Origin of the sequence: Terribacillus halophilus, from assembly GCF_900162685.1 — a bacterium.
Lineage (GTDB): Bacteria > Bacillota > Bacilli > Bacillales > Amphibacillaceae > Terribacillus > Terribacillus halophilus_A.
Window position 1 is genome coordinate 945,097 of the sequence record NZ_LT727828.1, and the last position, 13,117, is coordinate 958,213.

Sequence of the window (13,117 nt, forward strand, 5' to 3'; positions counted from 1 at the left end):
CGATATAAGTAATACAGCAAGGGAAGCACGGGCGGCCGACCGATGCAAACCATGAAACCACAAGGATGTGGGCTGTACTATACTCAAGGAGGAATTTTAAAATGAGAATTAACCATAACATTTCTGCACTTAACACGTACAACAAACTAAGCTCTAACAACTCTGCTACACAGGGCGCACTAGAAAAGCTTTCTTCTGGCCTTCGCATCAATCGCGCTGGTGACGATGCTGCAGGTTTGGCAATTTCTGAAAAAATGCGTGGTCAAATCCGTGGCCTAGACATGGCTGCGAAAAACGCACAAGATGGCGTTTCTTTAATCCAAACTGCTGAAGGTGCATTGAACGAAACTCACTCTATCCTACAGCGTATGCGTGAACTTGCTGTTCAGTCTTCTAACGACACAAACACAGCATCAGAAGACCGCGTTGCTCTACAAGATGAGTTCAACGAATTGTCAAAAGAAATCGATCGTATTTCTACAGATACAGAGTTCAACAACAAAAAACTTCTTAATGGTTCTACAACAGAAGTTACATTCCAAATTGGCGCTAACAGTGGTCAGCTTCTAACAGTTGCACTAGAATCAATGAATTCTGCAGCTCTTGGAGTAGAAAGCTTAGATATTAGCTCTGCTTCTGCATCTGAAATCTCTGATGTCATTTCTACAATTGATGATGCAATCAACGATGTTTCTAGCTTCCGTTCTAACCTTGGTGCAAACCAAAACCGTCTAGAGCATACAATTAACAACTTGAACACATCTTCTGAGAACTTGACTGCTGCAGAATCTCGTGTGAGAGACGTTGACATGGCGAAAGAAATGATGGAGTTCACTAAGAACAACATCCTTTCTCAAGCTGCTCAGTCTATGCTTGCACAAGCTAACCAACAGCCACAAGGCGTTCTTCAGTTGCTACAGTAATCTTACTATAAAGGAGCATTTTGCTCCTTTATAAAAATATCGTATCAATTTATTTGATACGATATTTTTATTTCATATAGGGGGATTAACATGAAGCCTTTCATTTCGCTTTGCATGATTACAAAGGATGAAGAAACAGTTTTAAATAGATGTCTAGACTCTGTTAAAGGGTTAGTAGATGAAATTATTATTGCAGATACAGGTTCTTCTGACCGTACAAAAGAAATTGCAGCAGCATATACGGAACATGTATACGACTTTGAATGGGTGAACGACTTTTCTGCTGCTCGTAACTTCGCACAATCCAAAGCTTCAGGAAAATGGATTATTTATCTGGATGCTGATGAATATGTAGATGAAGAGAATTTAAAGGATGTCCTAACGAAACTTAAAAATATAGATGATGATAAAGCAAATGCCTTCCTGGTAACGCAAGTGAACTTCTTAGGTGAATTTGGAGAAGGTGTTACAAACACTTCTACAATACGTATCTATAAAAATCTCCCTACTATTAGCTTCTACCGTAAAGTCCATGAACAGCTGAAAATGGAAAATGGTAAATTGAAAGTAAATTCGCTGAACCTATCTATTTACCACTCTGGTTATTTAGCTAGAACGATGAAAGAGAAAGATAAAAATTCACGTAATATGCCTTTGATTAATACAGAATTAAAAGGGCAAGCATCCGGATTCGATTATTTTAACTTAGGAAATGAAATGCTTTCACAGCAAAAAATAGCGAAAGCTGCTGAATTGTATAAAAAAGCATTCCAAACGAAAGACTCTATTCACTATCTATGGGTGCCACTTGCAGTAGAAAGGCTGATCCATTGTTTAGGATTTCTTAAAAGGTATAAAGAGGCTTTAAAGATTGTGGATGAAGCAATTCAGTTGTGGTCAGGTGCAATTGACTTTCGTGTACAGAAAGCTTTGATTTTTTATTCACAAGGCAGATACGAGGAAACAAAACAAGAATTGGCATACCTAGACTGGGGAAAACAGTGGAAGGTAGTTAACAACGTAAACTACCTAGAATACGTGCCTTATCACACCTTAGGAAAGATATATGAGGAAGAAAAAGACTTAGCTAATGCTGTACAAAACTACAGTAAAGCACTTAACTTCAATAAAAATGATGTTGATACAATAAAACGTCTATTTGGATTATTGGTAAACCATCACACAGAGGAAGAGGTCGCTGACTTTATTGAAAAAAATAATTTAATGATTAGCTCGACTTCACAAAGAGTTTATATTAAAGCGCTTTTGGATATGGGAGCTGCTTCACTGGTTGAATTGCTCATGCAACGAAAGAAAATAATGAAGACTAGTGGTTTAGAATTAAAGCTGCTGTTAAACAAAGGTGACTTTGAGTCAATTAAATCTCTCATAGAGGATTATTCCACTCTACATATATTTGGAGATAGTTATTTCGATTTGTACGACCTTGTCATTATTTCATTGGAATTGGACGACAAAACGTTTTTGGATAGAGTGAAAGCTTCCCTGGGTCGGAAGGATTATCGGATATTAGAAGCTCTTATGACATTATCCAAATTGGATGAATATGCCGCAGTTGTCGAACTTTTGCTGTCTAGGTTGATTAAATTACAATTATTTGATTCCTTCGAAAGGATCATTAGCGCCATTGAATCGTACAAGTGTAATCATATCATTGCACGTGTCTTGTATGAGCATGGGCATAAAGAGTTAAGTGCTGAATTTTATGCAAGTTCAGATGCAAGCAAATTTAATGAACAAGACTATGTCAATGTAATGGAGCTTGCTGTTGATAGTAACAATGTGGAGCAGGCCTTGATATTCGGATTCAAAGCGATTAAAAATGAGGTTGCTAATTTCAAAGTGTACCAAATGACTTTGGAATGTTTGCAGCTTAACGGAGATAAAAAAGATATCGCTTCTTTCCGTAAAATAATGAACAAACAATATCCGTAAAACTCTCTTATGCAAGGAGACAAACAAAAAGCAGAGGCGAAATAAATAATGGATTATAAAGTAACAGTAATTGTACCGATGTACAATGTGGAGACTTATATAAACGAAACAATCGATTCGGTAACCTCTCAAACAATATTTGATGAGATAGAATTATTGATTGTAGATGACTGCTCAACAGACATGTCTTTGCAGCTAGCTGAGCAACAGAGAAAAGTATATCCATCACATATTAAGCTGATTCGACAGCCAGTCAACAGTGGTGTTTCGGCTTGCAGGAATACTGGCTTGAGTAATGCAAATGGAGAATATATCTTCTTTCTTGATTCAGATGATGTGCTTCCGCATGATGCGCTGGAAAATCTGTATCAAGCTGCAGTAAGGGTGGGAGCTGATTTAGTCACCGCGCCCTTTAACAAACTGACAGAGGGAGAACTCGAAGAAGCTGGCCTAACAAGAGTTTTTCCTGAGCTAAGCATGGAAGGGCACATAGACATTCTCAAGGATCCTTCTATTCTGTACAGTATCTTTTGCTGGGGGAAGCTATATAAAAAGTCTATGGCAGAAAATATTTCTTTCCCGGAGGATATTAGCTTTGGTGAAGATCAAACTTTTACAATAACAGCTATGTTATGGGCGAAAAGGATATATAACATCTCAGAAATCACTTATCATTATAGGAATCGCAGAGATTCAATAACGAAAACAGCGTCCACTTCTAAAGCGCTGAAAAGCTCCATTCGTGTTTGGGGAATAGTGGAGGATCGTATTAATTCCTTTTCTTTGACACAAAAAGAGATGCTGAAGCTTTTCTACTTTGAATCTTGTTTGTTGCGTGATATTTGGGGTCCTTTCCGTCAAGCTCTGACACTAACTAATATACCGGAAAGACATCTGACTTTAAACTTGCTAAATGACTGGATTACAGAGCTACCGAATGAATATATTCGCAAAACGATAAACAGTTTCAACTCGCTTTTGGAGGAAGTTAAACAATTCTTTCCGAGTATGGATACAACATCTCAGCAGATGTTAATATTCATTTTTAAGACAGTGAAAAGTAAAACTAGTGAACAAGTAATAAACTAATTAAATTATACGCATATTCTTTTATTTTGGCTGTCGCTACGGGCGACAGCTTTTATTCTTCATAGGTACAAAATCATAAGCTTTCTTGTCGTTCTATCTAGATTGGAGCATGTTATCACAAAAAAAATTCTAGTTCTTAACGTAAGAATAACTCGACCATAAAACTCCTTTATCCGTCCCAAAAGATAGGTAGAGAACATAAGACTAATTGATAAGGTCTTTTAATAAAACAGATTCTTACTTTTAAGAGAAAATGGTTTTAAACATGATACTAATGGGTATAGACAGGAGTCAAATCTGCCTCGGGAGGAACAGGACTATGCATATGAACAAGGACTTGTATGTGTTTTTAGAGAAAAAGGCGAAGGAGCTTAATGAGAAATGGTATGAACAGCTGGATAAAACAAGCAGCTCTGGTGTATATGCTGCGACGGACCCAGAAACCGTAGATCACCTCAAACAACAAAACTACGAATTTCACCTTCATTTTTTCCGCATCTTTATTGAAGACAAGGAGACGTTTGAAAAGAGTTTCCAAGAGTGGATTTTGGATACTGCACGGGATGAGAACCATCTAAATACTCCTATTCATGAGATTATCCGAGAATTTATGATTACGCGTGGACAGCATTTGGATCTAATTCGAGAATTTTATAACTTACATAAAGATACAATTGAACATCATATATTTGAAATGTGGAATCGCATTATCATCAAAGCATTTGATGATGTTATTTTGAAATTTACGGAGGAAACGCACTATTATTCCAACCAAAAACTGCAAGCACAGCAGGAAATGATTAATGAGCTTAGCTCGCCAGTCATTTTATTAAATGATACAACCGCACTATTGCCGTTAGTTGGCGATATTGATACAAATCGTGCAAAGCTTATATTAGAAAATTCACTTCGTGAATGCACGGAAATGGATGTCGACTTGTTATTTATAGATCTGTCTGGTGTCATTATCATTGATACCATGGTAGCGCAACAGATTTTCTATTTAGTCGATGCGCTTAAATTGGTGGGAGTGGAAACCGTTATTTCGGGCATGCGTCCAGAGATAGCCCAGACAGCGGTTCAACTTGGCGTAAGTTTTAATGCCAAAACAACAGCAACGTTAACACAAGCAATCCGCACAAGCAACCAGATCTCTATTAATTGATTTGAAAATAATGCTATTTCTTGTTCCATCCTTTTCTCCTAGTGACTACTTGTAAAAGAACTGATGAAAGTAGAAAAAACAGCAGTAATTACTGGTTCAGCACAAGGTATTGGTAAAGCAATTGCAATGCATCTTGGCAAAGATAGTTTTAACATTGTCATCAGTGATTTTCTAGAAGACAAAGCATCTAAAACAGCGCAAGAATTGAAGGATAACGGTACCGAAACAACAAGTATCCCAGCAAACGTAATCAAGCGCGATTTTCTCCGCTTTCAGCAGTGAAGGAAGAGAGTTTGGATAAAATCTTCAGCATCAATATGAACGAACAGTCTTTAATATGCAAGCTGCTGCTGAGCAAATGAAATAAACATGGCGGCGGAAAAATCATTAATGTCAGCACTATCGGGCATAAAGGGGTTAGCTTGCTCGGGCTGTATTCGGCAACGAAATTTGCAGTACGCGGGTTAACTCAGGTTGCAGAACAATGGCACAGGATAAAATCACAGTTATCGCGTATTTCCCGGGTGTTGCGGCACGAGCATGTGGGAACGAATAGACGGAAAATATGGTCGTTTATATGGGGCGTGAACAAGAAGAAGCATTCGATAAATGCATTGGTAATATAGTGCTGGGCAGCAGTCAAGACCCAGAAGATGTAGCAAAATTTGTTTCTTATCTATCATCTGAAGACTCTAATTATATGACAGGATAAGAATGGCAGGATAGTCTATAGCTAATTATATATTGAGAGAGCGAGTACAGGTTACTGTGCTCGTTTTTTGTGTTTTTTTATTCCCCATGCCTACACATATTAGTGATATTGCCGATATAAAAAGAAACACATGTGCAAGGAGTTGGCATTTGATGATAGAAAAATTGTCTTCCAATTCACAACATGTCATACACCCGCCGGACGAAAAAAGTCCCGCAGCAGAAATCTTACTTCAACAAAATGCTGTTCCACAAAAAAGTAACCAGTATACCGATTTCAATAAATCGGAGATAGAAAAGAAAGTTGAAACGATGAATCAGGTTCTTGAATCTGCCCATACCAATCTGAAGTTTGAGCTTCACGAAGAATTGGAACGTTATTATGTGGCAGTGGTAGATTCTGAAACACAAGAAGTTATAAAAGAGATCCCACCAAAGAAGTTATTGGATGCTTATGCAAAAATGGCAGAATTCATGGGACTTCTCGTAGATGAGAGAATATAAGGAGCTGGTGATCAAATGGTAGATAGCGTATCTTCAAGTAGCAATTCCATGCGAGTAGGAGGGCTTGCATCCGGAATTGATACAGACTCCATTGTGGAGAAATTGATGAATGCCGAACGGCAGAAATTATACAAAATGCAACAAGACCAAACGAAATTAACTTGGAAACAGGATGCTTTACGCGAAGTGAATACATCGCTGAAAAGTTTCGACACTGCAGCATTTGAAATGAGAAAAACTACTGCTTACAATGTTAAATCTACTGCCTCAACAAGTTCTGCAGTTACTGCAACTGCATCTTCCACTGCATCTAATGGATCTTATTCCATTCAGGTGGAACATCTTGCAAAGGCAGCAATCAATATAAGTAGCGGAGCTGTAGCTGCTGAGAGGACCTTTGACCCAGATGCGCCTATTGGCGAACAAGACTTTGTTGTTGATGGTGGGACCGCGAGAGTGGTAGCAGATGATTTGAAATTTTCCTTCACAACATATGATGAGGACGGAACGGCTGTTCCTCATCAGTTTAACGACTTTAAGACTACTGACAGTTTGAACAGCATACTTCAAAAGATTACTGACTCTGATGCTGGAGTGCGAGCTTTTTATGATAAGCAGTCTGATCAGGTTGTGCTGGAAAAGAAAGATACCGGAAAATTTAACAAAGATGGTAAAGAAATTGAATTTAGTACCGATAACAACAAGTTTTTCACTGCATTCTTAAAGCTTGATCAAGTGAATGAAAAAGGAGCTCAAGATGCTACGTTCACTTACAATGGACAACTAACCCTTACTTCCCATAAGAATAGCTATGAGGTGAGCGGCGTAAGCTTCCAGTTCGCCCAAGAAACGACACAGGCTGTTCAAGTATCTGTCAATAATGATGTGGACGCTGCTTTTAATAAAATTAAAGACTTTATCGATTCTTACAATGAAATTGTAGAAAATGTTAACACAAAGCTTAGCGAAAAAGTGTATCGCGATTATACACCGTTAACGGATGAACAGAAAAAAGAAATGTCTGAAGATGAAATTAAGCTTTGGGAAGAAAAAGCTAAAAGTGGTTTACTAAAAGGAGAGACGGCACTTCAGTCAGGTATGTATTCCCTTCGCTCCGCTTGGTATAACAAAGTTGACAATGAAGGGAAATATTCGCATCTGGCGGAGCTTGGAATAACGACTTCCGATAACTATCTTGATGATGGGAAACTTGTTATTGACGAGGATAAGTTAAAGGCGGCATTGCGTGAAAGCCCCCGTGATGTATACAAGCTTTTTTCCAATAACGCAGAGGGAGAAGGGCGTGGAATTATCAACCGCATTGAAGATACATTGCAAGTGACGATGGATAACATAACCCATCGTGCAGGTAAGGCAGATCAAACAAACCAGCAGTTTACACTAGGAAGACGTCTGGTTGAAATTCAAACGCGTATTGATGACTTCCAAGATTACCTAACCCAAACTGAAGATCGTTATTGGCGCCAATTCTCGGCAATGGAACAAGCCATCAGCAAAATGAATTCACAATCCTCTTATATGATGTCCAACTTCGGAGGATAGAGCGAAAAAGGAGTAATATAAAAATGTCCGTACAAAATTATCAAGCGTACCAGCAGAATTCCGTTCAGACTGCCTCCCCGGGGGAGCTGACACTTATGCTCTATAACGGCTGCATTAAATTCATCAAGTTCGCGCAGCAGGCATTCGAGAAGCAGGATATTGCGGCTAAGAACAAGAATATCCAGAAAGCGCAGAATATCGTGCGTGAGCTGATGATTACGCTTGATCCAGAAGTGCCGATTACAGATGAAATCATGCCTTTGTATGATTTTATAAACCAGCAGCTGATCCAAGCAAACACAAAGAATGATCAAGAAGCACTAAACACAGCGATGGAACTCTTAATTGACTTCCGTGACACGTGGAAAGAAGTCGTAAAACAAACACGTCAGCAGCAATTTGGAAACGGAGCCAGTGTCTGATGAACCGTGTGCAAGCATTGTATGATACGACACTTGAACTCGATACGCTCGTTTCGCAGCAGGTAACAGCGGAAAATCGGGAAGATGTCGTGCAATCCTTAACAGAGTTGATGGAAACACGCTCCCAACAGATGGAGGAGCTGCAGCCGCCCTTCTCTCCAGAGGAGGAGAAACTAGGTAGAGCGTTGCTACCTCTGAATGAGCGAATCAGCTCCAATGTGCAGCAAATTTTCGACCAGCTGAAAGTGGACATGCGGATCATCAAGAAACAGAAACAATCAGGCAAGAAGTATATCAATCCGTACGCGAGCATGCAGACGCTTGACGGCAGATTTCTAGATAAACGCAAATAAAACGAGATTAATTCAGAATAAAAGCGAACGTATAATACATCATACTTTTACTTAATTTCTCTGACGGCTGCTGCCTCTCCAACTCTGCTGTTACTGTTGGCTAAGAATAGCTTTTAAAGTAAGACACGAACAAGAAAATTGCTTTTTATGTTCGAGGAGTCTTCCTATTGCGCATACACTTAGGGAACACACAAATCAGTGTAGGAAATACACTCCTGCAGGAAAGCGGAGTGTATTTCCGAAGCGGTGCTCTCATCTTAGTTTCCAATCCAAAAAATCCAAACAATTCCGTTGTTAATTGCAGTATTGTTTGGATTTTTATATAGCTTAAACTGTTATGCCCAGCCTCGTTTTCTTCATGTCAATTTTTCTTGTCCAACTTGTGACGTTTTTCGACTATATTTCTTATTTTTCTGATTACTTTCATGGTTTATGAAGGAATTGTAAAGGGAATGTAGAAAGTATCCTCATAAGGATGAAAGGAGGACACTTGTTATGAAGTACAATATTCGTGGCGAGAATGTCGAGGCAACACAGGCAATCAAAGACTACATCGAGAAAAAGGTTGGCAAACTGGAGAGATATTTTGATTCTCCGGTAAATTCTGAGGTTCACGTGAACTTGAGTGTGCACAACAATGAGTCGAAGATTGAAGTGACAATTCCGATGAAGAACTTGCTCTTACGGGCTGAGGATAATCATGTTGATCTGTATGCTGCGATTGATTTGGTTGTAACGAAGCTTGAGCGGCAAATCAGAAAGCATAAGACGAGAGTGAACCGCCGATCCCGTCAGAATGGTTCTGCACCAAAGCATGCATTCGCTGAGATGGAAAACGAAGGTGCTGCGACTGCAACAAATGCAGTGGTGACGACGGAGCCGGATGATGAAGCAGATTATAGCTCATTCGAAATTGTACGGAACAAGCGTTTTGACTTGAAACCAATGGATTCAGAAGAAGCAATCTTACAGATGGATATGCTTGGGCATAGCTTCTTCGTCTATACAAACTCGGCGACGAACGATACAAATGTCGTCTATAAACGAAAAGATGGCAGATATGGGCTGATTGAGCCTAATTAATGAAAACATATGAGACGGGCAGACGCATATGCGTCTGTCTTTTTTCATACGAGAACATAATTTAGCTCGTTTTACGAAAACAAAGAAAGAATATCTCAAAATTACTAGAAAAATGAGATGAAATCTGTCGGAAAGTGCCGAATTTGCTTGTTTTGTGAAGAAAGGCTCTCATCGTTTTCGTAAAACGGCTGTTTTTCGTTTGGAGACGCAGGTGATATAAATAAGTTAGCTACAACAAAGGAGGTACTGACCATCAGAAATTCAGATTATGCTGTCGACCGAGTCTCTCATCCACAACTCACACAGCATGAGCAGACGATCACACAGCTGCTTGAGATTATTGCAGCGACCAATCGAAGACTCGCGGAACTTCAATGGAAGCAGCAGCAGCTCGAGCGCTGGTGCATCGAACAAATGCAGCGTGATTTGTCCTCCAAATCACGTGTCTTCTGAGGGGCAGTCATCCTTTTCCCCGCAAGACTCCACCAGAATGCCGCAGCCTTTCCCTCTTGAGGCTGCGCATTCCAATACCGGTGGCGTTCAAGCGGAATGTAGCAATTGCAAGGATTACAAGTATTGCGAATATCCGTCATAACTCCTTAAATGAAGGCGACGCCCCCGGGACTGGGTGTCGCTGATTTTTTAATTTTACAGATGGGTCGATTTCCCTTTCTTGTAAACCGCGAAACCTAGTGTTATTATTATTTTTGGACTATACTTTTTTGATTTAAAGAGGAGCGTTATTATGCGTGGACTACTGAAACGGGTGTTTGGTGACGGCACGCAAAAACAAGTCAGCCGTGCCCAGAAAACAGCCGAACAAATTGAAAGTTTAGCGGATGAATATAGAGCATATACAGATGAACAATTAAAAGAAAAAACGACAGAATTCAAGAATCGCTACCAAAAAGGCGAAACGTTGGATGACTTGCTGCCAGAAGCATTTGCGACAGTAAGAGAAGCAGCCGAACGTGTGCTTGGCATGCGTCCGTTCCATGTGCAGCTGCTCGGTGGTATTGCCATACATAATGGAAATATCGCAGAGATGAAGACAGGGGAAGGTAAAACACTCGCCAGCTCCCTGCCAGCGTATTTGAATGCATTATCCAATGACGGCGTACACATCGTGACAGTCAATGACTATTTGGCTGGCCGTGATGCTGAGAATAACCGTCCTTTATTCGAATTCCTTGGATTGACTGTCGGACTGAATAGTGTCGGTATGACGCGGGAACAGAAACAAGAAGCGTATGCAGCTGATATCACGTACAGCACGAACAATGAGCTAGGATTCGACTATCTTCGTGATAATATGGTGCTGTATAAAAATCAAATGGTACAGCGACCGCTTAATTTCGCTATTGTCGATGAGGTCGACTCCATCTTAATTGACGAGGCGCGTACACCGCTGATAATTTCCGGTTCAGCAGCGAAGTCAGCTAGTTTGTACACACAGGCGAATTCTTTTGTACGTGTGCTAAAGAATGAAGAAGATTATACGAACGATATAAAAACGAAATCTGTTCTGCTGACAGAAGAAGGTATCAACAAAGCAGAGAAGTTCTTTGGTATTGAAAACTTATTCGACCTGAAAAATGTTGCCATTACGCACCATATTAATCAAGCGTTGAAAGCACATGTGACCATGCACCGGGATACGGATTATGTGGTAGAAGAAGGCGAAGTAGTGATCGTCGATAGCTTTACTGGACGTCTGATGAAAGGCCGCCGCTATAGTGATGGTCTGCACCAGTCCATCGAGGCGAAAGAAGGATTGCAAATCCAGAATGAAAGCATGACACTCGCATCGATTACGTTCCAAAACTACTTCCGTATGTACAAAAAGCTTGCAGGTATGACTGGTACGGCGAAGACAGAGGAAGAAGAATTCCGCAACATTTACAATATGGACGTACTTGTTATTCCAACCAATAAGGAAATTACACGTCAAGATAAATCGGACTACATTTTCAAATCGATGGAAGGCAAATTCCGTGCAGTAGTAGAAGAAATCAAGGCGCGTCATGAAACAGGACAGCCTGTGCTTGTCGGTACTGTAGCGGTAGAAACATCTGAGCTGATAAGCAAAATGCTGACTCGTGCCCGTGTTCCGCACAACGTCTTGAATGCGAAGAACCACCACCGGGAAGCGGAAATTATCGAAGACGCCGGTCAAAAAGGTGCGGTAACAATCGCAACGAACATGGCCGGACGTGGTACAGATATTAAGCTTGGTGATGGTGTGCTGGAACTTGGCGGTCTTGCTGTTATCGGGACAGAGCGTCACGAATCACGCCGAATCGATAACCAGCTGCGCGGACGTTCCGGACGTCAGGGTGATCCTGGTGTTACGCAGTTCTACTTATCGATGGAAGATGAGCTGATGCGCCGTTTTGGTTCAGATAATATGCGCAATATGATGGAGCGTCTTGGTATGGATGACGATACACCAATTGAGAGTAAGATGGTGTCTCGTGCGGTAGAATCCGCTCAGAAACGAGTAGAAGGAAATAACTTTGATTCTCGTAAAACGGTTCTATCTTATGATGATGTGCTTCGTGAACAACGTGAGATTATCTACAAACAGCGCTTTGAAGTAATCGATAACCAAGATCTGCATGAGATTATCGATGAAATGGTGAGAGATACAGTTCATATGGTTGTACGTGCGCATACAGCAGAAGAGTCTGAGGAAGCTTGGGCATTAGATGCTTTAGTAGAATATGCACATGCAAACTTACTGCCGCAGGACAAGCTAACTGTTGATGAACTGAAAAACAAAGATGAAGAAGAAATCGAAGAACTGCTCATGGAGAAAATTCATGCGCATCTGAAACAAAAAGAAGAAGAAATGACCCCAGATCAAATGCGTGAATTTGAGAAGGTTATTCTGCTCCGTACAGTTGATACGAAATGGATGGATCATATCGATCAGATGGATCAGCTGCGTCAAGGTATTCATTTACGCGCTTACGGTCAAAATGACCCGCTTCGTGAATATCAGATGGAAGGCTACAACATGTTCGAAGAAATGGTAACATCCATTAAAGAAGAAGTAACACGTTATGTGCTGAAAGCAGAAATACGCGATAACTTGCAGCGTGAGCAAGTTGCTAAAGGCGTTCAAGCTGTCAGCGGAGACGATACGCAAGCAGAGAAGAAAAAGAAAAAAACGCCAGCTGTGAAAGCTGATACGGTGGGGAGAAATGATCCGTGCCCATGCGGCAGCGGCAAGAAATACAAAAACTGCCACGGGCAGTGACGCCTACGAACCTGTGCAGGTTGTTGCACAGGTTCTGTCGCGGTCATAGCGTATAATAGGATTTGTCAGAGAAACTAATGAGGTGA

The 13,117-nt window shown here is 40.5% G+C and carries 13 protein-coding genes; all 13 read left to right on the forward strand.

What is annotated here, in order from left to right; genetic code table 11:
• Positions 1–101 precede the first annotated feature (101 nt).
• The 13 genes from B1K52_RS09235 to secA all read left to right on the forward strand — a co-directional run bounded on the left by B1K52_RS09235 (position 102) and on the right by secA (position 13,031).
• Positions 102–923, forward strand: a complete 822-nt coding sequence (locus tag B1K52_RS09235) for a flagellin N-terminal helical domain-containing protein (protein WP_077307527.1) — start codon at positions 102–104, stop codon at positions 921–923.
• A 90-nt stretch (positions 924–1,013) separates the two neighbouring features.
• The gene (locus tag B1K52_RS09240; protein WP_077307529.1) at positions 1,014–2,879 is read left to right on the forward strand and encodes a tetratricopeptide repeat-containing glycosyltransferase family 2 protein; all 1,866 of its coding nucleotides are present in this window, start codon (positions 1,014–1,016) and stop codon (positions 2,877–2,879) included.
• Positions 2,880–2,927: 48 nt separating this feature from the next.
• Positions 2,928–3,968: a glycosyltransferase family 2 protein gene (locus B1K52_RS09245; protein ID WP_077307531.1), complete on the forward strand. Its 1,041-nt coding sequence runs from the start codon at positions 2,928–2,930 to the stop codon at positions 3,966–3,968.
• Positions 3,969–4,287: 319 nt separating this feature from the next.
• Positions 4,288–5,133 (forward strand): STAS domain-containing protein, encoded by an 846-nt coding sequence (locus tag B1K52_RS09250; RefSeq protein ID WP_179106517.1) that lies wholly within the window; start codon positions 4,288–4,290, stop codon positions 5,131–5,133.
• A gap of 63 nt (positions 5,134–5,196) precedes the next feature.
• Positions 5,197–5,415: an SDR family NAD(P)-dependent oxidoreductase gene (locus B1K52_RS09255; protein ID WP_077307533.1), complete on the forward strand. Its 219-nt coding sequence runs from the start codon at positions 5,197–5,199 to the stop codon at positions 5,413–5,415.
• Between the two features lie 140 nt (positions 5,416–5,555).
• Positions 5,556–5,759, forward strand: a complete 204-nt coding sequence (locus tag B1K52_RS18470) for a hypothetical protein (RefSeq protein ID WP_373022368.1) — start codon at positions 5,556–5,558, stop codon at positions 5,757–5,759.
• Positions 5,711–5,845 carry a hypothetical protein gene (locus tag B1K52_RS18255; protein ID WP_256855882.1) on the forward strand — a complete coding sequence of 45 codons (135 nt, stop codon included), beginning with the start codon at positions 5,711–5,713 and terminating at the stop codon, positions 5,843–5,845. Before B1K52_RS18470 ends, B1K52_RS18255 begins: the two co-directional genes overlap by 49 nt.
• Positions 5,846–5,997: 152 nt before the next feature.
• Complete coding sequence (gene flaG, locus B1K52_RS09265; RefSeq protein ID WP_077307537.1) at positions 5,998–6,348, forward strand: flagellar protein FlaG; 351 nt, start codon at positions 5,998–6,000, stop codon at positions 6,346–6,348.
• A gap of 15 nt (positions 6,349–6,363) precedes the next feature.
• Positions 6,364–7,911: a flagellar hook-associated protein 2 gene (locus tag B1K52_RS09270; protein WP_256855883.1), complete on the forward strand. Its 1,548-nt coding sequence runs from the start codon at positions 6,364–6,366 to the stop codon at positions 7,909–7,911.
• A 23-nt stretch (positions 7,912–7,934) separates the two neighbouring features.
• Complete coding sequence (gene fliS / locus B1K52_RS09275; protein WP_077307539.1) at positions 7,935–8,333, forward strand: flagellar export chaperone FliS; 399 nt, start codon at positions 7,935–7,937, stop codon at positions 8,331–8,333.
• Positions 8,333–8,686, forward strand: coding sequence for a flagellar protein FliT (locus B1K52_RS09280; RefSeq protein WP_077307541.1), 354 nt, complete (start codon positions 8,333–8,335; stop codon positions 8,684–8,686). The genes fliS and B1K52_RS09280 overlap by 1 nt, the downstream gene beginning before the upstream one ends.
• 495 nt (positions 8,687–9,181) lie before the next feature.
• Positions 9,182–9,769 (forward strand): ribosome hibernation-promoting factor, HPF/YfiA family, encoded by a 588-nt coding sequence (gene hpf / locus B1K52_RS09285; protein ID WP_077307543.1) that lies wholly within the window; start codon positions 9,182–9,184, stop codon positions 9,767–9,769.
• A 745-nt stretch (positions 9,770–10,514) separates the two neighbouring features.
• A complete protein-coding gene (gene secA, locus B1K52_RS09290; protein WP_077307545.1) occupies positions 10,515–13,031 on the forward strand; it encodes a preprotein translocase subunit SecA in 2,517 nt (838 codons plus the stop codon).
• The last annotated feature ends 86 nt before the right edge of the window (positions 13,032–13,117 follow it).

Excerpts from the sequence above, each read along its gene's own strand:
- B1K52_RS09235 (WP_077307527.1), top strand. The coding sequence starts at position 102 with ATGAGAATTAACCATAACATTTCTGCACTTAACACGTACAACAAACTA.
- flaG (WP_077307537.1), top strand. The coding sequence starts at position 5,998 with ATGATAGAAAAATTGTCTTCCAATTCACAACATGTCATACACCCGCCG.
- B1K52_RS09240 (WP_077307529.1), top strand. The coding sequence starts at position 1,014 with ATGAAGCCTTTCATTTCGCTTTGCATGATTACAAAGGATGAAGAAACA.
- B1K52_RS18255 (WP_256855882.1), top strand. The coding sequence starts at position 5,711 with ATGGGGCGTGAACAAGAAGAAGCATTCGATAAATGCATTGGTAATATA.
- hpf (WP_077307543.1), top strand. The coding sequence starts at position 9,182 with ATGAAGTACAATATTCGTGGCGAGAATGTCGAGGCAACACAGGCAATC.
- B1K52_RS09250 (WP_179106517.1), top strand. The coding sequence starts at position 4,288 with ATGCATATGAACAAGGACTTGTATGTGTTTTTAGAGAAAAAGGCGAAG.
- B1K52_RS09255 (WP_077307533.1), top strand. The coding sequence starts at position 5,197 with ATGAAAGTAGAAAAAACAGCAGTAATTACTGGTTCAGCACAAGGTATT.
- secA (WP_077307545.1), top strand. The coding sequence starts at position 10,515 with ATGCGTGGACTACTGAAACGGGTGTTTGGTGACGGCACGCAAAAACAA.
- B1K52_RS09270 (WP_256855883.1), top strand. The coding sequence starts at position 6,364 with ATGGTAGATAGCGTATCTTCAAGTAGCAATTCCATGCGAGTAGGAGGG.
- fliS (WP_077307539.1), top strand. The coding sequence starts at position 7,935 with ATGTCCGTACAAAATTATCAAGCGTACCAGCAGAATTCCGTTCAGACT.
- B1K52_RS09245 (WP_077307531.1), top strand. The coding sequence starts at position 2,928 with ATGGATTATAAAGTAACAGTAATTGTACCGATGTACAATGTGGAGACT.
- B1K52_RS09280 (WP_077307541.1), top strand. The coding sequence starts at position 8,333 with ATGAACCGTGTGCAAGCATTGTATGATACGACACTTGAACTCGATACG.